Annotated in this window: 20 protein-coding genes; 18 read left to right on the forward strand and 2 right to left on the reverse strand. The window is 33.6% G+C overall.

The window, feature by feature from the left end:
- Window positions 1–22: 22 nt before the first annotated feature.
- The 5 genes from CIB95_RS07920 (at window position 23) to CIB95_RS07940 (ending at window position 4,390) form a co-directional block, all read left to right on the forward strand.
- Window positions 23–610 (forward strand): vWA domain-containing protein, encoded by a 588-nt coding sequence (locus CIB95_RS07920; RefSeq protein ID WP_094923990.1) that lies wholly within the window; start codon window positions 23–25, stop codon window positions 608–610.
- A 213-nt stretch (window positions 611–823) separates the two neighbouring features.
- The gene (locus tag CIB95_RS07925; protein WP_094923992.1) at window positions 824–1,834 is read left to right on the forward strand and encodes a permease; all 1,011 of its coding nucleotides are present in this window, start codon (window positions 824–826) and stop codon (window positions 1,832–1,834) included.
- A 15-nt stretch (window positions 1,835–1,849) separates the two neighbouring features.
- Window positions 1,850–2,818 (forward strand): TIGR03943 family putative permease subunit, encoded by a 969-nt coding sequence (locus CIB95_RS07930; protein ID WP_094923993.1) that lies wholly within the window; start codon window positions 1,850–1,852, stop codon window positions 2,816–2,818.
- Between the two features lie 88 nt (window positions 2,819–2,906).
- Window positions 2,907–3,998, forward strand: coding sequence for an NAD(P)/FAD-dependent oxidoreductase (locus tag CIB95_RS07935; protein WP_094923995.1), 1,092 nt, complete (start codon window positions 2,907–2,909; stop codon window positions 3,996–3,998).
- 17 nt (window positions 3,999–4,015) lie between these two features.
- The gene (locus tag CIB95_RS07940; RefSeq protein ID WP_094923996.1) at window positions 4,016–4,390 is read left to right on the forward strand and encodes a gamma-glutamylcyclotransferase family protein; all 375 of its coding nucleotides are present in this window, start codon (window positions 4,016–4,018) and stop codon (window positions 4,388–4,390) included.
- Between the two features lie 79 nt (window positions 4,391–4,469).
- On the opposite strand, the gene CIB95_RS07945 is transcribed toward CIB95_RS07940, so the two are convergent.
- Window positions 4,470–5,051, reverse strand: coding sequence for a CDP-alcohol phosphatidyltransferase family protein (locus CIB95_RS07945; protein WP_094923998.1), 582 nt, complete (start codon window positions 5,049–5,051; stop codon window positions 4,470–4,472).
- A 192-nt stretch (window positions 5,052–5,243) separates the two neighbouring features.
- Between CIB95_RS07945 and CIB95_RS07950 the strand changes: the two genes are divergently transcribed.
- The 6 genes from CIB95_RS07950 (at window position 5,244) to CIB95_RS07975 (ending at window position 11,386) form a co-directional block, all read left to right on the forward strand.
- The gene (locus CIB95_RS07950; protein WP_094923999.1) at window positions 5,244–5,885 is read left to right on the forward strand and encodes a TVP38/TMEM64 family protein; all 642 of its coding nucleotides are present in this window, start codon (window positions 5,244–5,246) and stop codon (window positions 5,883–5,885) included.
- A 58-nt stretch (window positions 5,886–5,943) separates the two neighbouring features.
- Window positions 5,944–7,356 (forward strand): dihydrolipoyl dehydrogenase family protein, encoded by a 1,413-nt coding sequence (locus tag CIB95_RS07955; RefSeq protein ID WP_332893192.1) that lies wholly within the window; start codon window positions 5,944–5,946, stop codon window positions 7,354–7,356.
- Window positions 7,357–7,380: 24 nt separating this feature from the next.
- Window positions 7,381–8,628: an ABC transporter substrate-binding protein gene (locus CIB95_RS07960; RefSeq protein WP_233143971.1), complete on the forward strand. Its 1,248-nt coding sequence runs from the start codon at window positions 7,381–7,383 to the stop codon at window positions 8,626–8,628.
- A gap of 61 nt (window positions 8,629–8,689) precedes the next feature.
- Complete coding sequence (locus CIB95_RS07965; protein ID WP_233143973.1) at window positions 8,690–9,502, forward strand: ABC transporter permease; 813 nt, start codon at window positions 8,690–8,692, stop codon at window positions 9,500–9,502.
- A complete protein-coding gene (locus CIB95_RS07970) occupies window positions 9,496–10,329 on the forward strand; it encodes an ABC transporter permease (protein WP_094924004.1) in 834 nt (277 codons plus the stop codon). Before CIB95_RS07965 ends, CIB95_RS07970 begins: the two co-directional genes overlap by 7 nt.
- 61 nt (window positions 10,330–10,390) lie before the next feature.
- Window positions 10,391–11,386, forward strand: coding sequence for an ABC transporter ATP-binding protein (locus CIB95_RS07975; RefSeq protein ID WP_233143974.1), 996 nt, complete (start codon window positions 10,391–10,393; stop codon window positions 11,384–11,386).
- Window positions 11,387–11,415: 29 nt separating this feature from the next.
- Here CIB95_RS07975 and CIB95_RS07980 read toward each other — a convergent pair whose 3' ends face one another.
- Window positions 11,416–12,099 (reverse strand): Crp/Fnr family transcriptional regulator, encoded by a 684-nt coding sequence (locus CIB95_RS07980; RefSeq protein WP_094924007.1) that lies wholly within the window; start codon window positions 12,097–12,099, stop codon window positions 11,416–11,418.
- 284 nt (window positions 12,100–12,383) lie between these two features.
- Here CIB95_RS07980 and CIB95_RS07985 point away from each other — a divergent pair, with 284 nt between their 5' ends.
- The 7 genes from CIB95_RS07985 (at window position 12,384) to cydS (ending at window position 20,783) form a co-directional block, all read left to right on the forward strand.
- Complete coding sequence (locus CIB95_RS07985; protein ID WP_094924009.1) at window positions 12,384–13,763, forward strand: Glu/Leu/Phe/Val family dehydrogenase; 1,380 nt, start codon at window positions 12,384–12,386, stop codon at window positions 13,761–13,763.
- Window positions 13,764–13,981: 218 nt separating this feature from the next.
- The gene (locus CIB95_RS07990; RefSeq protein WP_094924010.1) at window positions 13,982–14,716 is read left to right on the forward strand and encodes an urease accessory protein UreH domain-containing protein; all 735 of its coding nucleotides are present in this window, start codon (window positions 13,982–13,984) and stop codon (window positions 14,714–14,716) included.
- Between the two features lie 208 nt (window positions 14,717–14,924).
- Window positions 14,925–15,821: a basic helix-loop-helix domain-containing protein gene (locus tag CIB95_RS07995; RefSeq protein WP_094924012.1), complete on the forward strand. Its 897-nt coding sequence runs from the start codon at window positions 14,925–14,927 to the stop codon at window positions 15,819–15,821.
- 189 nt (window positions 15,822–16,010) lie between these two features.
- Window positions 16,011–17,942 carry a family 16 glycosylhydrolase gene (locus CIB95_RS08000; protein ID WP_094924013.1) on the forward strand — a complete coding sequence of 644 codons (1,932 nt, stop codon included), beginning with the start codon at window positions 16,011–16,013 and terminating at the stop codon, window positions 17,940–17,942.
- Window positions 17,943–18,317: 375 nt separating this feature from the next.
- Entirely contained in the window at window positions 18,318–19,655 is a 1,338-nt protein-coding gene (locus CIB95_RS08005) for a cytochrome ubiquinol oxidase subunit I (RefSeq protein WP_094924015.1), read from the forward strand.
- Window positions 19,652–20,668 carry a cytochrome d ubiquinol oxidase subunit II gene (locus CIB95_RS08010; protein ID WP_094924016.1) on the forward strand — a complete coding sequence of 339 codons (1,017 nt, stop codon included), beginning with the start codon at window positions 19,652–19,654 and terminating at the stop codon, window positions 20,666–20,668. The genes CIB95_RS08005 and CIB95_RS08010 overlap by 4 nt, the downstream gene beginning before the upstream one ends.
- A 13-nt stretch (window positions 20,669–20,681) precedes the next feature.
- Window positions 20,682–20,783, forward strand: coding sequence for a cytochrome bd oxidase small subunit CydS (cydS, locus tag CIB95_RS16595; RefSeq protein WP_408607202.1), 102 nt, complete (start codon window positions 20,682–20,684; stop codon window positions 20,781–20,783).
- Window positions 20,784–20,786: the final 3 nt, after the last annotated feature.

A 20,786-nucleotide genomic window follows, 5' to 3' on the forward strand; every position in this document is an offset into this window, starting at 1 on the left:
ATATTGAAAGGATGGTAATATTATGAAAAAAACTGTTACAGAAATCATTTTCCTTTTGGACAGAAGTGGCTCGATGTCTGGCCTTGAAAGCGATACAATTGGAGGTTTTAATTCCTTTATATCGAAACAAAGTAAACTAGATGGAGAAACAAAAGTAACTACTGTACTTTTTGATAATGAGTATGAAGTTTTATGGAATGGTGTAGATGCAAAAGAGGTGAAATTAACAAAAGATGACTACTACGTCAGAGGATCCACAGCTCTACTTGATGCTATAGGTAAGACAATATTAGATGTTAATCAAAGAATTGCTACATTAGATGAAAATACGAAGCCAGATAAAGTTATTTTTGTAATCACAACAGATGGAGAAGAAAATGCTAGCCGAGAATTCACCTATAAAAAAGTCGAAAAATTAATTAAGGAAAAGCAGGAAGTGAATAAATGGGAATTCATTTTTCTTGGTGCTAACATTGACGTAGTTAAAGAAGCAGGAAGTATAGGTATAGATGCAAATAATGCTTATCATTTTGAAGCATCTAATGAAGGTTTAGAAATGATGTACAATAAAGTTTGTGAAGAAGTCTCTTTAAAAAGAAAGCATAAATAAGTCTTAGAGATTACTACTAATCTAGATATCTGACGCGCAGATATATTTTAATAGTAAATATTAGTTAAACTAAAAAGTCCAATAAGGACTTTTTTTGTTCTTTATTGAAAATTTAAAGGACTATGGCTTGTCGCAATAATATCAATGGTATAAAATTAAATCGTAATCACTACGAAAAAAAGCAATCATAATTTATAGTGGAGGAAACATACAATGTTGCGCTCAATTAATTCATACTTCATTAACATTACTGGCATCATAGCAGTTGGCTTAATTATCTATATTCTATTTTTTGGTCAACTTCTACAAGATACGTGGTCATTAACAATCCCTAAATCTTTCCTTCAGCTTAATACAATCTTTATTAGTATTCTGATCGAAGCAATACCCTTTATTCTAATAGGGGTTATTATCGCTGGATTTATTCAAATATTCATTACTGAAGAACATATAAAGCGCTGGATTCCGAAGAACAAGTATCTAGCTATTGTTATGAGTTGTGTTGTGGGTGCTTTATTTCCAGCTTGTGAATGTGGAATTGTACCAATCGTCCGCAGATTAGTTTCTAAAGGTGTTCCACTTTATGCCGCCGTTGGTTTTCTTTTAACAGGACCGTTAATTAATCCTATCGTTATATTATCTACGTATATGGCTTTTGGTAACGATATAAAAATAGCCAGTCTCCGTATGGGTATTGGATTTTTTGCAGCTTTAGTTATTGCTTTTAGCATCAGTTTTCTTTTTAAATCAAACCAATTAAAAACTGCTCTAGCGCAACAAGCAAGTACAATTGAAATTACTAAGCAAGACAATTCTTTAATGAAAAAAATACACAATATGATTAAACACTCGATCGATGAGTTTTTCGATATGAGTAAATACTTAATTATTGGGGCATTTATTGCAGCAGCATTACAAACATTTGTAACGATGAAATCTCTCTTCATTTTTGGAGAAGGTTTAATAAGTACAACTATCATCATGATGGGACTAGCCTACTTCTTGTCACTTTGTTCTGAAGCAGATGCATTTATCGGTGCTTCGTTCCGTAACCTAGTACCAAAACCTGCAATCCTATCATTTTTAATTTACGGACCAATGATTGATTTAAAAAATACAATTATGCTTTTAAGTGCTTTTAAAGCAAGATTTGTCTTAGCACTGTTTATCGTGATAAGTGTCGTCGTATTTATTTTTTCACTACTATCAAGCAATCTATTTTAGATAGGTGGTTATTCTATGAAAGTAAACTTTCAACAGTTATTTAAAGCAATTATTCTTGCTGCTTTTGCCTTAGTTATTGTAAAACTGCATGTTTCTGGTGATATTACGAAGTTTATTAATCCAAAATATAGTATGTTAAGTCAAATAGCTGCAGTAATATTTTTGTTTTTAACTATCATTCAATTAGTACGATCATTTGAAAGGCATGACCATACTCATGAACATGAGAATTGTGATTGTACACATGATCACGAACATACTTCATTCAATAAAAAATTAATCAATTATTCAATTATTATTTTCCCATTGATTACAGCTTTCTTTTTCTCACCTGTAATTTTAGATTCATCAATTGCTGCCAAAAAAGGGACGATGTTTACAAAAAAGAATGTTGATGAACAAAAAAATGAACCATTAGATGATTTGGACAATGAAATACCAAATACTACCGATAATCCAGAAAGTCAAAATGAAGATGATTTGTCAAATGAAGAAATAGACCCTTATTCAAATGAGGAAGAGGATACCTCAAACCAAGAACAAGCTCTTGAAAATAACAACTTTATGTCTTCTGACGAGTACAATAGGAAAATGGAGGAATTAAAAGGCCTCGAATTTATCCATATGAAAGATGATGTTTATTCTGTCTATTACGAAACAATGCACATGGCTCCTGAATTGTATGAAGGAAAAAGGATTAAGGTTATCGGGTTTGTATATAAAGAAGAAGGTTTTTCCGAAAATGAATTAGTAGTTGCTCGTTTTATGATTTCTCACTGTGTAGCCGATGCAAGTATTGTTGGTTTCCTAGCATTATTAGATGATGCAGCGAAACTTGAACAAGATACTTGGCTAGAGATTGAGGGAGTAATAAAATTAACTAAATATAATGATATGAAGTTACCTGCAATTGTCGTTGATTCATGGAAGGAAATAACTGAGCCTGAAGAACCATATATATTCCCTGTATTAACTAGTAATTAATTATAATTTAATAATAAATATGAAGGCTGCTAAGATAATTTCTAGCAGCTTTTTCTATAAAAAATAAAGATCTCAAGAAAGGATTTTTATGAGAAAACTATTACTAATAGGTGGGGGACACGCTCATCTACATGTCGTAAAACAATTGCAACTACATCCATATAAAGATGTTGAGGTCACATTAATATCCGCTTCAAAATATCAATATTATTCAGGAATGTTTTCTGGCTATACAGAAGGTCTGTACTCGAAAGAAGACATTAGAATAAATTTAGAAGAACTATCAACAAAAGCGAATGTGAAATGGTTTGAAGGTATAATAACCGCAATTGATGCAGAGCAGAAAATGGTACTAACAGCTTCAGGAGAAGTCATACGTTTCGATGTGATTTCGTTTGATATTGGATCTTTAACAGCAGGAATGGAGACGCAAGGTGTTACAGAAAATGCAATGCGTATAAAACCAAATTATCATTTTGTTGATGTAATTGATCATGTTCGTAAGTCCGAAAAAATTGTTGTCGTTGGTGGCGGCTCAGCTGGAATAGAGATTAGTTTGTCGCTAACAGCTTGGCGAAGAAATCATAAGATAGAAACACCGGTGACATTAATAAGTAAAACTAGACTTCTTCAGCAAAAAAATGATTCTGTATCTGAAAAAATTGAAGAAGTTGTCATTTCAAATGGAATACATTTATTAAAAAACGAAGGTGTTACATCAGTAAGTCTTAACTCCTACATAACATCGACAGGTAGAAAAGAAACTTATGATCACATGATTTGGTTAACAGGTCCTAAAGCTCCTGGGATTTTCAAGTCTTCGAATTTACCTATAGATAAACTAGGCTACTTATTAGTTGAAGATACTTTACAAGTAAAAAAATATCCGTTCATCTTTGGAGCTGGAGACTGTATTTCATTAAGAGATTTTCCAGACATTGATAAGGCTGGTGTATACGCTGTAAAACAAGGAAAAACACTTTATCGTAACTTAAAAGCATTTTTATATGCCACAGATGGAGAGAGGTATATACCTCAAAAAAATTATTTATCTATCTTATCGATTGGTAATAAAACTGGCTTTCTTTTGTATAAAAATTTTGCATTAAAAGGAAAAGCGACATGGGTCTTAAAAAATAAAATAGATAGAGATTTTATAAATAGATATAAAAAAGATTAAAAGGCGGGGGATAATAAATGTCTGAGACGTATACTGTGTTTGTATATGGAACTTTAAAAAATGGTGAACGCAATCATTATCTCCTAGAAGGTGCTACTTGTCTTGAAGTGAACTGTTGGACTAATGGTAGGCTTTTCGATACAGGCAATGGTTATCCTTGCATTTGTATAGATGGTATGAGAAAAGTTTATGGAGAACTTTACAAAGTGACTAAAGAACAACTTAAGCAATTAGATATTTTAGAAGGCTATTTAGGTGAAGGTTTGAATAATCACTATGAAAGAATTAAACAAGACGTTTTTACCGAGGAAAAAACTTATTCAGCACTGATTTATATTTATCCACTGGACAACACTACAACTTTAATAGAATTAACAAGTGGCAAGTGGTAGATATTAAGAAACTATTCTCTTATTTTAAAATTCATACTTACATTAAAATTGGCAAGGTAAACTATCATCCTTGCCAATTTTATTTTAATAATTTTCGAGCTTCTAACAATCGTTGCATTGTTGTAAATACTTCTAAAAATAGAAATAACAGTGTAATGACTACTAAGTACTTTGGCAACATAATCATTAGAGTAAACAATATAAATCCTTCCGTCCTCTCAGCTACGCCTGCCTGATAATAAAATGACTTTACACCCTTTTTATCAGAAAGTGCACCTACAGTTAAAAATATAGTCATTGCATAAATAATGGAAACACTAAGTAATAATAATGCCCACATCGCATTTGGATATCTAAATGCTAAGCCAAGAATGACACTTATTTCAACAAGTCGATCAAAACTAATATCAAGTAGCGTACCCCATGAGGAAGTTTTTGTATTCCTTGCCATTGTTCCATCCACCGCATCAAGAAAACCTGACAACCAAAGAACAAAAACTGCCCAATATGGCTCATTGAAATAAATAAGAATACCAGAAGAGATTCCAATGATAAATGCTAGTTTCGTAACAGCATTAGCTGTAAACCCTACTTTCAATAGAGCATTAGCTGTTACTTCAATTGGCTTTTGTACATATTTTCTAGCGTGAGTGTCTAACATACATGGATCACCTTTATCTTTTTTTTATAAGTATTTCTAATCTTATCATATTCAAGAAGTAAACAATGTAATTATCCTTACAACCTAGTTAGATTAAAATGATTTTTTGTAAGCTACATTACAGCGATAACTTTAATCAATCTATATACTTTGATGTATATAGAGTTAAAAATGGGGTGTGATCAAACAAGCATGAATAAAAAGCGAACGATACTTTATTCTTTTATTGTGGCAATCATCGTAATAAGTATAATCTCGTTAAGTAGAACCTCTTTACAATTCGATCCAAAGGAAATAAGAACTTGGATACTATCATTTGGATTCTTTGCTCCATTGATTTATATAGTTATCTATACGATAAGACCTTTGCTTTTCTTCCCAGCTTCTATTCTTTCCATTGCAGGTGGGCTCGCTTTCGGTGCTTTAATGGGGACTCTTTATACAATAATAGGAGCAACTTTAGGTGCAGTTTTATCATTTATAATTGCTAGAAAACTTGGTAAAAATGTTACGAATAAAGAGTGGAAGGGAAATTTCCAAAAAATCCAGACCCAACTCGAAAAGAATGGGTTTTATTATGTTCTATTTCTCCGGTTCATCCCAGTGTTAAATTTTGATTTAATTAGCTATATAGCAGGTGTTTCTTCTGTTAGGCTTTCAGCATTTTTCTTTGGAACATTACTTGGTATTATCCCAGGAACTTTTGCCTATAATTTTTTAGGCAACAGCTTTATTAGTGGTAGTCCAAAGGTTATTTTAACAGCTAGTATAGTTTTCATATTAATCATGATTATTCCTATTTTCATTAAGAAGCGGATTGAAAAAGTGAAGTAAAAAGACGAGATAGATTAAAAGGTGAAAGGGGACATATATTATTAAAACATACGATTTAATAGTAATAGGTGGCGGTGCTGGTGGGTTAACTGTAGCTTCAGGTGCTGCTAGCTTGGGAGCAACAGTAGCATTAATAGAAAAGAACTCAGAATTAGGTGGCGATTGTCTTCATTATGGCTGTGTCCCTTCAAAGGCATTTATTGCTGCAGCAAAAGAAGTTCACCAGGCTCAAAGGGCAGCTGAACAATTCGGTTTCGAGTTGAATGGTAAACCAGACTTTTCTACAGCTATGAAAAGAGTGAAAGATGCAATAGCGCATATTCAAGTTCATGATAGCAAAGAAAGATTTACAAAATTAGGTGTTTCTATTTATCACGGAGAAGGAACATTTAAGGATAAACACCATGTAGTGATTAATAATAGAGAGATCATTAAAGGAAAAAAGATTGTAATCGCTACGGGATCTAGACCAAATGTACCACCAATTGAAGGATTAAAAGAAGTAAAATTTCTAACAAATGAGTCTATTTTTGACCTGAAAAACAAGCCAGATAGATTACTTGTTATCGGCGGTGGTCCTATAGGACTAGAAATGGCCCAATCATTTGCAAGATTTGGCTCAGAAGTTACTGTAGCAGAAGCGGGTCCAACGATATTTGGCAGAGAAGATGAAGATATGATACCAATCATTAAGAAAGAATTAGAAAAAGAAATATCTATTTTATACAATGCAATGACTAAAAAAGTAGAAGCAAATGCCAAAGGTGAGAAAGTTGTAACTATTAAGCAAAATAATGAGTTAAAAACATACACGTTTGACGAGATCATCGTCTCAGCAGGTAGAAAGAACAATATTGAAAAATTAGGGTTGGAAAACATCGGCGTTGATGTAGATAAAGGTGCAATTGTAGTTAATGACTACCTGCAAACATCTATATCTAACATATATGCAATTGGTGATATAAATGGCAATTTTCCGTTTACACATGCTGCTGGGATGGAAGGGAAAGTCGTCGTTAGAAATGCAGTCTTTGGGATAAAAGGAAAAGTAAATTACGATCATACTCCTTGGGTTACTTACACTGACCCTGAAGTTTATCATTTAGGATTAACAGAACAAGACGCAAAAGATAAATATGGAGAGGAATTCCGGACATATAAAGTTGCAATGAATGACGTTGATCGATTTATTGCTGATAGAAATAATGTCGGACTCTTAAAAGTTATTACAAAGAAAAATGGACATATACTAGGGGCGCACGCTGTTGGAAAGAATGCTAGTGATTGGATGCAAGAAATTGTAATGGCAAAAACAAACGGATTAAAAATTGGTAGCATCTCAAATGTCATCCACCCATATCCGACCCATGCGGCTATCGTCCAACAAACCGCTGACCTTTATTGGCGAGAGAAATTATTTAATGGTTCTATTCCAACGATAACAAAGAAATATATTAAATGGTTTAGATAGGCCCTTAAAGGAGGGAAATTATTAGTGAAGAAGAATATGTTAACTACGATAACAATGATATTATTTATCTCACTCTTTCTGACTGGTTGTACAACAAAGAACAATCAGGCAATCGATGCTTCATTGTTAACCGCTTCTTGGGATGAGGTTACAGCAATTGCTAAAGGACAAGAAGTTAATATCTATATGTGGGGCGGTAGTGACACCATTAATAAGTACATTGATGACTGGGTAGCTCCAAGACTCAAAAAGCAAACTGGTGTTGTCTTAAAACGGATTCCGGTAAATGACACGAAAGATATTATTCAAAAACTATTAACAGAAAAGCAGCTTGGAAAGAAAGAGGGAAGCATTGATATTATTTGGATTAATGGAGAAAACTTCAAAGATGCAAAAGAACAGAACCTTTTATGGGGAAGCATTAACGAACAATTACCTAATTTTAATAGATTTGTAGAAAAAGATGCAGACAATATCCGTTTTGATTTCGGCGAAGATATCGCTGGTCTAGAAGCACCTTGGGGGACAGCGCAATTTGTCTTTGTATATGATGAAAACAAAGTGAAAAACCCTCCTAAATCTATGGAAGAATTGAAGCAATGGGTAATTAATAACCCAGGTAAATTTACTTACCCGGCCCCTCCTGATTTTACTGGTAGCGCATTTGTTCGTCACGTTCTTTATGAAACAACAGGAGGACATCAACAATATTTAAAACGATTAAGTGAGCAGGAAAATTTAGAGCAGACATTAGAACCGATGTGGAGTTACTTAAATGAAATAGAACCTTATCTATGGCGAGAAGGCGCTACTTATCCAGAGAGTAGTGCGAAATTAGACTTGTTATACGCAAATGGAGAAGTTTGGATGACTATGGGCTATGATCCAGGTCGAGCAAGTGCACAAATTCAAAAAGGAATTTTCCCACAATCATCAAAAACATTTGTTTTAAACAACGGAACATTATCTAATACACATTATCTTTCTATTCCATTTAATGCTCCTAATAAAGCAGGTGCATTAGTCGCAATCAATTATTTATTATCACCTGAAGCGCAAATAGCAAAACTTGATCCAATGAACTGGGGTGACTTATTAGCGATTGACCCTAACAAACTATCAAAAGAAGATAGAGTGGTAATAGAAAAGATGGATACTGGTATTGCTACCTTAACAATGGATCAATTAGTGAAGCATCGAGTACCTGAGATTCCCGCAGAATATATTTCCGTTATTGAAAAAGGTTGGTTAGAAAATGTGGCAAAAGAGTAAGGCTTATCTTTATTTAGCCCCAACGATTGGAGTTTTGTCGCTCCTATTTTATGGAGGTTTTTTGCAAGGGTTGGTACAAAGTTTTGGTTATCTACCGGTTTTAGGTCAGAAAACGTTATCCATACAGACGTACCAATCTTTATTTAAATCGTCGGATTTTTGGCAATCTATTGTTTTAACATTTAAAATAGCTTTTTTATCTTCATTGCTTGCTGGAGTCATAGGTTTATTTATATCTCTTTGTCTGTTTTTATTAATGGAAAATAATAAAAAGGGAAAGTTGCTCTCATTAAGTGAAAGTATTTTTAAGCTTCCATTATTAATTCCACATATAGTCGCAGCTTACTTAATGGTTTTATTATTCATGCAAAGTGGTTGGATTTCCAGTATTGCTGCAGCAATAGGGATCATAGACCAGGCAGCTGAATTCCCTATCTTAATTAATGAAACTTTTGGTTGGGGGATAATTATTACGTATGCATGGAAAGAGGCTCCATTTGTATCGTTAATGCTTGTACCTATCCTAGCTAGATTACATCAATCATGGAGAGATGTGTCCAAGGTTTTTGGAGCAACTACATATATCTATTTAAAGGAAATCGTTATCCCGCTTTTGTTACCTACTTGGATTGCAGCTACATTTATTGTATTTGCTTTTACATTTTCTTCTTTTGAAATTCCGTATTTACTTGGAGTAACCTACCCTGTTACGTTACCAGTTTATGCATTTACTGTCTTTACTAGCGGCGGCTTGGAAGGTAGACCCGAAGCTCTAGCAGTAAATGTCATCCTAGTCCTTGTTACTGCTTTATTAGGGCTCCTTGCATATAAGCTTAGTAAAAGATGGAATATTGGAGAACGAGAGAGATGGTAAATTTCAAACGAAAAGGTAGTTTACAAGTATTATTACTATGCTTTATCGTATTACTGATACTAACACCATTTATTCCATTAGTATTAGCGAGCATAACACCCCTGTTAAAGTGGCCACAAATCTTTCCAGAGGATATAACCTTGCGTTCATGGACATATGTTTTTTTTAATAATCCCGATACGTGGGTAGCTGTCTGGAATAGTTTTATTATTGCAATTTTTGTAACGGTGATAAACATTGCCTTAGCTTTACCCTGTGCACACGCACTAGCAAGAATGAAAGTGAAAGGAAAAGTGCTTTTTCAAGGATTTATATATGCACCGATTATAATACCTCCATTTATATCAATTATGGGGATGCACACAACCTTTATCTCATTAGGCTTAACAGAGACGATTATAGGAGTAATTATTGCGCACATAATTCCTACCTTGCCGTATATGGTTAGGGCACTAGTCATTAGTTTTAGTACATTAGGAAATAAATATGAAGAACAAGCAACAATGTTAGGTGCAACCAGAAGTATGAGGGTGCGATATATTATTTTCCCAATGATCTTGCCTGGAGTAATAACAGGAGCAAGTCTATCAATCTTAATTTCTCTAAGTCAATATTTAATAACCTTCTTAGTCTCGGGTGGTCAGGTTATTACGTTGCCTTTATTATTATTTCCGTTCATTAATGGTGGAGATCAAGCGATTGCTTCAGTCTATACGATACTATTTTCCATATTAGCTATAGGCGTTTTATTCTTGATGGATCTTTTCTTAAAGAAATTTTATGGAAAGTCGGTACCAATTAGTTTTGTGCGAAGAGGAAGTGTTTAATATCGAGGGATTGAATCTTCTTAATATTAGTAAAAAATATAGCTGTAAAGATGAGTTTTCAGTGAAAGATATTCATTTAACAATTAAAACGGGCGAATTCTTTTCTTTATTAGGCCCTTCAGGTTGTGGGAAAACGACGCTTCTTAAATTAATTGCTGGATTAATCATTCCTACAAGTGGTGAATGTCACTTTAATTTTAAGGATATTACTACTATTCCAGCCGAAAAAAGATCCTTTAGCATGGTTTTTCAAGAGCCTTTATTATTCCCACATATGACAATTGAAGATAATGTTGCATTTGGGTTAAAGGTAAAAGGGGTTCCAAAGAAACTGAGAATTGACAAAGCAAAGCAAATGCTTCACGCCGTAGGATTAAAAGGGTATGAAAAAAGATATGCAACCCAGTTAAGTGGTGGAGAGCAACAACGTGTTTCGATAGCGAGGGCCCTAGTTGTAGAACCAAAACTATTATTACTAGATGAACCATTTAGTGCTTTAGACCCAAACTTAAGAGATGAAATGCGAGAATTGTTGAGAGGTTTACACCATAAACTCAATGTGACTTGCTTATTTGTAACACATGACCAAGACGAGGCATTTCAACTTTCAGATCGAATAGGTATTATGCAAAGTGGAGAATTGCTACAAGTAGGAACTGGAAAACAGCTTTATGAACGTCCCGTTTCTCCAGAAGTTGCGATATTTTTAGGTGCCAAAAATGTTCATTATGGAAGAATAGATAATGGCTATTTCTATTGCGAGGACTTCCCATTTAAGGTTGAAAATATAATAGACGACACTACAGGTTGGCTTATTATACGACCAGAAATCTTTACACCTTTTATTGACGAAAAATCAAAAGATAAGGCTTTGCTGAGAGGGCTTTTAAAAGAGGTAGTTTTCCGCCAAGGCTTTTATTACGCAGCAGTTCTAGTAGGGAAAGCAACAATGGAAGTTACTTTTCAAGCCAATGTAGATTATTCATTTGAAATAAATAAAGAGATTGTAATGAGTTACAATCCTAGTAAACTAATTTTTATTCCACACAATTGCTAAAGGAGGACTTATTAAGCCCTCCTAATGTATTAGTACTGCTGCAAGAATTCTGTCGTTTTATCTGCATTTATTTTAAATGTAAGAGGTGATTTTTTAATAAAACCATCTTTTTTAAGTTGAGCCATCGTTGCACTTACTGTTTCTCTTGTTGAACCTATCATTGAAGCAATATCATGATGAGTAACTTTGACATCAATCGTTTGCCATTCTTTTGATCTGCGCCCAAACTTTTCACTTAATTTTAATAGTAAAGATAAGATGCGATAACGAACATTTCTAAGTGCTAGTGATTCACTCATTTCATATGTTTCTTTTAATCTAGCAGAAAGAATTTCAATAAATTTTATTGCAAGCTTTGGATATTGTTCCATTAGTACCGTGAATTCATCTTTTCCAATAACACATAAGTATACATCAGTAAGCGCTTCAGCATATGTCTGATCATCATTAAGTGAAAAAGTAGATGTCTCTCCGAAAACATTACCATCACCTAGCAAATCCACTGTCAGTTGTTTGCCATCCTCACTAGATCTATACAACCGAACATTGCCTTTTTTTAGTAGATAAAGCGCTCGATTTGGCTTAGTTGGTCCTAAAATTAAATTTCCTTTTTTCATCGGCTGCATTTCACTTATATGATCGATTGCTTCTAACTCATCCATAGGCATTTCTTCAAATAAGTTAATTTGTGATAAATAAAGAAGCTTATCCATTTCATATCCCCCTAATAAAGTAATGTCTTTTTATAGTATACAAGCTTTAAAGATTAAAGGTGTAATTTATCTGTTGATTATTACGTTCCTTGCATGGTATAACAAGGCAAATTAATAAGAGAAAATATTATTTCCAAATTACATTCGACTTTAACCAACTTATTCAAATACGTTATATTTTAATTTTTTATACTGCAAAACTGTTTGATGTCTTATCAAATGTGTAAGATTTTACGATGTGTTACAATTAATGGTATAAATGGTATATGGAGGGTGATAAAGAAATGGCAAGTCAAACTGGTTCAATTGTTCAACAATCATTAAATGCCTTAATGAATGATGGTAACTTTTTACCAACATTAAAAGGTGAAACTAGAGAGCAAGCATTTACTTCGTTAGGCGCAATCCTTTCAACACCTAACCAAGTACATAAGTCTTTTTTAAGAATTGCTTTAGAAAATGGAAAAGTAGTACGAATTCCTTCATTCCGAGTGCAACATAATAATGCATTAGGTCCATATAAAGGTGGGATTCGTTTTCATGAATCAGTAAATGAAGATGAAGTCATTAACTTAGCAGCTTTAATGACGTTAAAAAACGCTCTACATGATGTGCCTTTCGGTGGAGGAAAGGGTGGAGTCATCGTAAATCCACGGGAACTATCCGTGAAAGAACTTCACTTAATTTGTAAAAAATATGTGCAATATTTTAGCGATAGCTTAGGTCCTGACAAAGATATTCCAGCACCTGATGTCGGTACTGGTGAGCGGGAAATGGATTGGATGATGGCTGAATATAAATCAATCCGTCCAGGCACACCTTATAGAGGCAGCTTTACAGGAAAGAGTTTAGTTAACGGTGGCTCCTTAGGAAGAAGAGAAGCAACCGGTAAAGGAGTATATTTTACTTTTAGATATATGTTACATGATTTTTTGAAAGAGCAAGAAAAATATTTAACAGAGACAAATAACATATTTGCAAGAACGGCTTTACAGTATAAAGATAAGCCTCTAAAAATTGCCGTACAAGGCTTTGGCAATGTAGGCTCAGTTGCAGCACTAGAAGCTTTCCAATGTACTTACTTACAAAACAAAGTAGTTTCAGTAAGTGATCGTAATGTCATGTTATATAACTCAGATGGTTTAGATATTCCTGCTTTAGTAAAATATACCGCAGGTAACGGTGGTGATTTACCAAAAAATGAAAATCAATTAAAAGAAGCGGAAGTCAAAGCACACATTCATGATCGTGATGAAGTATTAACGCAAGAAGTTGATGTATTAATTTTAGCTGCACTTGAAGACCAAATTCATAAAGATAATATGGAAAAAATTAATGCTAAAATTATCGTCGAAGGTGCCAATGCTCCTGTAACAGGGGAAGCGGATAACTATTTAAGCGAAAAAGGTGTCATTATTATGCCTGACATTTTAGCTAACGCCGGTGGTGTAATCGTTTCTTATTTTGAATGGTTGCAAGGTCGTGAAACACAGTTTTTAAGTGAGGAAAAAGTATTTAAAATGCTATTTGAGAAAATGCAAGAAACAATGGATACAATTTTACCGCAATTTTTCGGAGATCCATTCCCATTGAGACAAAACTGTTATATCCATTCCGTTATGAAATTGTCAACAGTGTTGTATACACAAGGGAAGTTGTATTAATCTATTCTACTGGAACGAACCAAAAGCAGGTTCGTTCTATTTTTTATTGTGAATTATTCATAAATTAGATTTATTAAATAAATTACTATACAATAATACTTTATTTGTCTAATAATATACGAATAGATTAGGAAGGGTATATAATTATTATTAACCAACTCTAAAGTACCTTTCACTTCAGAAAATTTATCATTAATTATTAAGGTGTTGTTTAGTAAATGTACGATTTTATAAGTAAGATTAGTTTTTCTTTAAGTGAACCATTTTTAAATATCTTTTATGCTACTGAAGGGATTCCATTACTGGCTGCTTTTATTCTAGGTCTTGTTGCTGCATTAGCACCTTGTCAATTTACTGGTAATATTAGCGCAATCACTATCTTTGGAAACCAGTCTTTACAAAAGAGATTAGCTTGGAAAGAAGTGTTTTTCTTTATTTTAGGGAAAATTGTTGTTTTCTCAAGCATAGGCTTATTAGTATGGGTTTTAGGAAAAGAATTTCAACAAACCTTAACATTGTACTTCCCTTATTTCAGAAAAGTTATCGGACCAATATTGATAATTTTAGGCTTGTTTATGATTGGAATTATAAAGATGAATTGGACATTACGATTATTTAAGCTACCAGATAGTCTTAAAAGTGGAAGATTAGGATCCTTCTTTATGGGAGTAAGTTTTTCAATAGCCTTTTGTCCAACCATGTTTGTGTTATTTTTCATTACACTAATGCCAATTGTACTTTCAAGCTCATTTGGTGTAATTTTACCTTCTGTTTTTGCAATAGGTACGTCAATTCCTGTGATATTAACTGTCTTTTTGCTTTGGTACTTTAAACTAGATGGGAGATTAATGAAGAAACAGGGTAGAAGGCTAGGTTCGTATGTGCAAAAGGCAGCAGGATTATTGATGATTATTCTAGGAATAATTGATACGATTACTTATTGGACAATCTAGTAAACTTTCTACATTGTTTTTCATATTTATTAGACTCAAAGGAAACAACTTTGACTATTGTGCGGACCTATTTAGGTTCGTTTTTTTGTATGCATTAAAATCTTATAATTTAATCTAATTATAAGCAGGAAGTTATACGATTCATGACGAAGAGGATAAATAGTTACAAAATTTAACAAATACATAAAGTAATAAGGAGAGGCTTATTATGAGAAAACTTTCTACTTGGCTTACAGTTGGGTCATTAATTGTAGCTTGCTTAATCGGAATTATGACAATAAACGTATTTCAAGATAAGAAAAAAATAGAAAAAGATTATCAAGAACTAAAAAGTCAAAACGATGAATTAATTAATGAAACTAAACATGTTGAATCTTTAAACAATCAAATTTCCGACTTAAAATTAAAGCTCGCAAATGCTAACGGATATTCTGATCCTAATAGCGATTCAAGTGGGGAACTATCTTTTTTGCAAGAGGACTGGGACAAAATTGTGATTGAATCAGGTGGAGAAGAGATTGAGATTGATTCACATGAGATTATGACGCAATTCAAGAATAGTTTGCATGGCAGCGTTGTTGAAACAAATCACCCGTACCCTGGCGGATCTGGTACGAGTATTACGTCATTCACCTTTCATATTTATAGTAAGGGTAAAATTTATTCTTTCCACTCGTTAAGAGATAACTTCTTTAAAGATAAAAATGAGGAGATTTTCTATAAGAGTGGTAGGGACTATAAGCAAATTGCAAAAGCATTTGTGAAGAAACCAGAAAATTATCCAGAAACTACAATGTTAAGTGAATATTTTCATAGCGGCATGATGGTAGGGGAAAAGATCTATAGTTATCCAATGTTGTCTCCATTTAGAATAAATTCCATTGTTTCAAACTTTTTAATGATGGAGAAAGAAGAGGTTAGCTCTTCTAATTTACAGGAAGATTATATAGAAAAATTTACTTTTTATTATTATGGGAAGAAGCTTTATATGGAAATCTACGAGGATCACTTTCACTTATATAATGAAGAAGGTTCTTTCGAACAATGGTATAAAACTGATGCTGAATTAATTGAAAGTTTCTTCTCTAACTTAAACGCAGGATAAACTAGTATAGCAAATTTTTAGAGTAGGCTTCGAATATCCGCGGTCTCCTTTTTATATAACATATAAATTTCAAACTATTGGGAAAAATACGATAAACAATATACAAACGGAATAAAAAACTATATCATATAATTAATAGGTTTTACGAAAGCGGTTTCGTAAAAATAATTTAAGAAAAGGAAGGCAAATATGAATCAAAAACTGAAATTTTCTATGTTATTAGGCTTCTTACTAGTCATTGGAGTTCTAATCGGAATTTTATTATTTAACTCAATAGGAAAAACAATAACAGAAAATAAAAACAACCTTTTATTTAATTCGCAGTTTAGTAATGTTTTATCAACTAACGTACCTGACACTCATGGCGTTGTTAATACGGAAAAAAGCTGGATTTTCTATACAAATAGTGGAGCAGAAGGAATCTACGAACTTGTTGGAAATGTTGCTAAAGTTACACCAACTAATATAGACTCACCACCTTATGGGATACAGCTGATTCAATCACCGATAACTGTTGAAAAACTTGGTGTCTATAAAGTTAGCATTACAGCAAAAACTGAAAACGAGAGAAATATTACGATTAAAATAGGTGCTACCGGCAATAAAGGTTGGAAAGCCTACGGAATAAAAGATATTACTTTAACATCAAACTATGAAACGTATGAATTTGAATTTACAATGTATGATGAAACAGACACATCTTCAAGATTCGAGATATTTTTTGCACAAAACGAACAACCGGTCTGGATTAGAAATGTATCTATGGAGAAAATCGACGAGGAAGAACCTACAATTACTTTAGAAGATCTTTCAAATCGAGTTAAAACAGAAATTGATGAAGATAAAGTCGAAGAATGGGAATTAGTATGGGCGGATGAGTTTGAAGGAGATACAATTAATCTTAACTACTGGACATTTGAAATAGGAAATGGTGCAGAAAAAGGTATTCCTGGTTGGGGAAACAATGAACTAGAATATTATACTGATTCACCAAATAATGCGTATATTGAAGATGGACATTTAATTATTCAAGCATTAAAAGAAGTAAAAAACTTTAGCTATGATGGTATAAATTACACTACAGAATACACTTCCGCAAGAATGATCACTCAAGGTAAAGTAAATACAACTTACGGAAGAATTGAAGCTAGAATTAAAGTTCCAAGTGGACAAGGGATATGGCCGGCATTTTGGATGTTGGGTGAAGATATTGAAACTGTAGGTTGGCCACAAAGCGGAGAGATTGACATCTTAGAATATATAGGGAGCAATGTTACTGAAATACATGGAACAGTTCATGGACCTGTAACTGCGGGACCAGGAATAAATGGTCATATTGATATGGGTATTGATTTATCAAAGGATTTCCATGTATATGCTATTGAATGGGATGAAGACGAAGTAGAATTTTACATTGATGATATTTTATATCATATAGTAAATAAGGATGAAGTCGATTTGGAATATGGACCTGAAGAATGGGTGTATGATCACGATCACTTTTTAATCTTAAATCTTGCTGTTGGAGGAAACTGGCCTGGTTCTCCAGATGAAACAACTATTTTCCCTAAACAACTAATCGTTGATTACATTAGGATGTATAAAGACGTTAATCAAAATTCAATTGATGGCGAAGAAATTGTTGATACCATTTATGAATTACCAGCAAAAGCTCCGGGAGTAGAGAGTTTTGTTAATGGAACATTTGACGAAGGAAAGCAAGATTGGAACTCTTACGTCCATTTTGATGCTGAAGCAACTTTTGAAGTGATAGATGGGGAAGCAGTTTATACAATTGCTAAAGATGGTGGAGAAGATTACTCTATTCATTTATACCAAGGTCCATTTTTATTCGAATCTGGAAACTCGTATACATTAGAATTTGAGGTGCGCTCAACTATTGAAAGAGACTTGCTTGTTGTAGTCGATAATTCTGACTATCACAGGTACATTAACAAAAAAGTCTCCATTGGCGAATCAATGCGAACAGTCAAAGTTGCAATAGAATCTATTTCAGACGAAGCAACTATTAAACTTCTTTTAGGAGAACTTGGAAATGACATTAAAGAATCAATGACTATTACTATTGATAACGTGAAGTTATATGAAAATAAGAATTAATAATTAAAACATATCAAGAGAATGGGAGTGAGATTTTACATCTTACTCCTATTTTTAATGTTAAAAATGGTATCAGCTACTAAAAATCCCCTATACTCAAGACAAAATCAGTTACATTCGGATACTTCTAGTTACTTACTCTGATGGAGCGTTTTCTTCTTAGCCTTTATAACCCACCTAAAATCAACAATAATTTATCTAATTTTTTTACGTTCAAATATATATCCAAGGTTACTAAGGATCATAAAGTATGTTTAGTTCACGAAATGTACACTTTTCTGTAACAGAACTGTTTGATTTGTGGCGACTTTCACTGTTATGCAAAGATTATACTGTAACTATAAGAATGAATGAAAGTATCGGAGGCGATCATAAATGGATTCTGTAGAATTTAGCCGCTATTTAACGATGTTAACACTGTCAGTACATGTGATTTTTGCAACAGTTGGAGTCGGTGTTCCATTATTTATCATGTTGGCACATTGGCTCGGATTAAAGAATAATGATCAACACTATCTTTTAATGGCAAAACGCTGGGCACGTGGTTATGTCATAAGTGTCGCAGTTGGAGTAGTAACTGGTACTGCCATTGCACTGCAGCTAGCGCTATTATGGCCCCGTTTCATGGAATTTGCAGGACAGCTTGTTGCACTTCCGCTATTTATGGAGACGTTTGCCTTTTTCTTTGAAGCTATATTTCTAGGAATTTATTTATATACATGGGATCGCTTTAAAAACCCTAAACATCATTTCTATTTACTTATACCAGTGTTGCTCGGAGGAGCAATGTCTGCTTTATTTATTACGTCTGTAAATGCATTTATGAATACACCACAAGGTTTTTCATTGTTAAATGGCGAGTTAATTAATATTCAACCAATACTAGCGATGTTTAACCCTGCAATGCCAACAAAGGTAGCACATGTCCTGAGTTCAGCCTATATGACTGCTGCATTTCTCTTGGCATCAATTGCAGCCTTTCACTTAATAAGAGGAAATCGTCATGAGTACCACCGAAAAGCGCTTGCTTTGACAATGAAAGTCGGTTTTCTTTTCTGTATTGCTACAGCACTAATTGGTGACTTATCAGGAAAGTTTCTAGCAGAATATCAACCAGAAAAACTAGCTGCTGCTGAATGGCATTTTGAAACAGAAGGGGAAGCACCAATCTTACTTTTCGGAGTATTAACTGATAACAATGAAGTAAAGTATGCAATTAAGATTCCTTATGCGCTTAGCTTCTTAGTTCATAGTAATTTATCTGGAGAAGTGACAGGATTAAATGACATTCCAAGAGATGAACATCCACCATATATTATCCATTACTTCTTTGACATCATGGTTTCAATCGGAATTGGATTAACGCTTTTGTCGATGATCTATTTAATAGGAGTAAATCGAAATTGGTCATTTATTAAATTAAAACTATTCCGCTTCTTCCTTGTAGCATCAGGTCCACTTGCGATGCTAGCGATTCAAGCTGGATGGTGGTTTACAGAAATGGGTCGTCAGCCTTGGATTATGCGAGGATTTATGACAACTGCAGAAGGCGCAACTGATTCAGACTATGTCTGGTTAATGTTTATTGTTTTTGCTTTCGTATACTTTATTCTAATGGTCGGAACAGCAGTTGTATTAACACGTATGTTTAAAAGAAATCCAATGGAAAAAGAGTTGGAGAAATTAAATGGGAATGGGAGTGACATCGGATGACGATAGAAATACTTGGAATATCAGTGTTATGGTTATTTCTTTTCGGTTATGTCATTGTTGCTTCGATTGACTTTGGCGCAGGTTTTTTCAATGCATCTACGATTGTCACAAATAAACATCATATTGTAAATTCCGTTATTCAACGATACTTGTCTCCGGTATGGGAGATTACAAATGTCTTTCTCGTATTCTTCTTTGTCGGAATGATCGGTTTCTTTCCGAAAACGGCTTATTATTTCGGTACGGTTCTACTTATTCCAATAAGTATCTCGATTATTTTACTAGCTTTACGAGGTAGTTATTATGCCTTTAGCACGTATGGTTCAAAAGGGCACAAAGGTTACACACTTATGTATGGAGTAACAGGAGTGCTAATCCCAGCCTCTTTGACTACTGCACTAATCGTCTCTCAAGGTGGCTATATTAAAGAACTACCTTCGGGGAAAATTGAATTAGATTACTTGACGTTATTTACGAGCCCATTTTCATGGTCGATTGTGTTACTAAGTTTAGTTAGTGTGTTATTTATCTCTGCTAGCTTTCTGGCATATTATTCAGCGGTTGCCGAGGATAAGGAGGCACTAAAGTTATTTAAAAAATACACATGGATATGGAGTTTTCCAACGATCATCACTGCTTTTGGAATCATTATTGAAATGAAATGGCACAACATCGCGCATTATGAAGGTTTATTATCATTATGGTGGCTATTTGCACTCTCGCTTGTCTGCTTTATTATAAGTCTTTTGTTATTAAAAAGAGGGCGTTATGGCTGGTCATTTGTCTTTGTTGTATTACAGTTTGCTTTAGCCTTTTATGCATATGGCGTGTCACGATACCCGTATTTATTGTATCCGTATTTAACTATTTATGACGGATTTACTAATGAAACGATGGCCAAAGCATTAGTTATCGTGTTCATTCTAGGTCTTTTGTTACTAATTCCGTCGTTATACCTTGTTTTTAAACTGTTCATTATGAATAAGCCTTACATTCAAAACAAAAAAGGTTAAGGAGGAATGAACGATGCACGAATTTTTACTATTTTATGCGCCACTTCTTATCGTCGTAATGGCAGTATTTTTTTCTTTTATGTTCGTTACGAAAAGTACGAAAATGGAGGAGTAATTG

The organism is Lottiidibacillus patelloidae (genome assembly GCF_002262935.1).
In the GTDB taxonomy this organism is placed as follows: domain Bacteria; phylum Bacillota; class Bacilli; order Bacillales; family SA5d-4; genus Lottiidibacillus; species Lottiidibacillus patelloidae.

What these genes read in the sequence shown, in the direction of transcription:
- CIB95_RS07920 (WP_094923990.1), top strand. Translation starts at nt 23, where the DNA reads ATGAAAAAAACTGTTACAGAAATCATTTTCCTTTTGGACAGAAGTGGC.
- CIB95_RS07925 (WP_094923992.1), top strand. Translation starts at nt 824, where the DNA reads ATGTTGCGCTCAATTAATTCATACTTCATTAACATTACTGGCATCATA.
- CIB95_RS07930 (WP_094923993.1), top strand. Translation starts at nt 1,850, where the DNA reads ATGAAAGTAAACTTTCAACAGTTATTTAAAGCAATTATTCTTGCTGCT.
- CIB95_RS07935 (WP_094923995.1), top strand. Translation starts at nt 2,907, where the DNA reads ATGAGAAAACTATTACTAATAGGTGGGGGACACGCTCATCTACATGTC.
- CIB95_RS07940 (WP_094923996.1), top strand. Translation starts at nt 4,016, where the DNA reads ATGTCTGAGACGTATACTGTGTTTGTATATGGAACTTTAAAAAATGGT.
- CIB95_RS07945 (WP_094923998.1), bottom strand. Translation starts at nt 5,051, where the DNA reads ATGTTAGACACTCACGCTAGAAAATATGTACAAAAGCCAATTGAAGTA.
- CIB95_RS07950 (WP_094923999.1), top strand. Translation starts at nt 5,244, where the DNA reads ATGAATAAAAAGCGAACGATACTTTATTCTTTTATTGTGGCAATCATC.
- CIB95_RS07970 (WP_094924004.1), top strand. Translation starts at nt 9,496, where the DNA reads ATGGTAAATTTCAAACGAAAAGGTAGTTTACAAGTATTATTACTATGC.
- CIB95_RS07980 (WP_094924007.1), bottom strand. Translation starts at nt 12,099, where the DNA reads ATGGATAAGCTTCTTTATTTATCACAAATTAACTTATTTGAAGAAATG.
- CIB95_RS07985 (WP_094924009.1), top strand. Translation starts at nt 12,384, where the DNA reads ATGGCAAGTCAAACTGGTTCAATTGTTCAACAATCATTAAATGCCTTA.
- CIB95_RS07990 (WP_094924010.1), top strand. Translation starts at nt 13,982, where the DNA reads ATGTACGATTTTATAAGTAAGATTAGTTTTTCTTTAAGTGAACCATTT.
- CIB95_RS07995 (WP_094924012.1), top strand. Translation starts at nt 14,925, where the DNA reads ATGAGAAAACTTTCTACTTGGCTTACAGTTGGGTCATTAATTGTAGCT.
- CIB95_RS08000 (WP_094924013.1), top strand. Translation starts at nt 16,011, where the DNA reads ATGAATCAAAAACTGAAATTTTCTATGTTATTAGGCTTCTTACTAGTC.
- CIB95_RS08005 (WP_094924015.1), top strand. Translation starts at nt 18,318, where the DNA reads ATGGATTCTGTAGAATTTAGCCGCTATTTAACGATGTTAACACTGTCA.
- CIB95_RS08010 (WP_094924016.1), top strand. Translation starts at nt 19,652, where the DNA reads ATGACGATAGAAATACTTGGAATATCAGTGTTATGGTTATTTCTTTTC.
- cydS (WP_408607202.1), top strand. Translation starts at nt 20,682, where the DNA reads ATGCACGAATTTTTACTATTTTATGCGCCACTTCTTATCGTCGTAATG.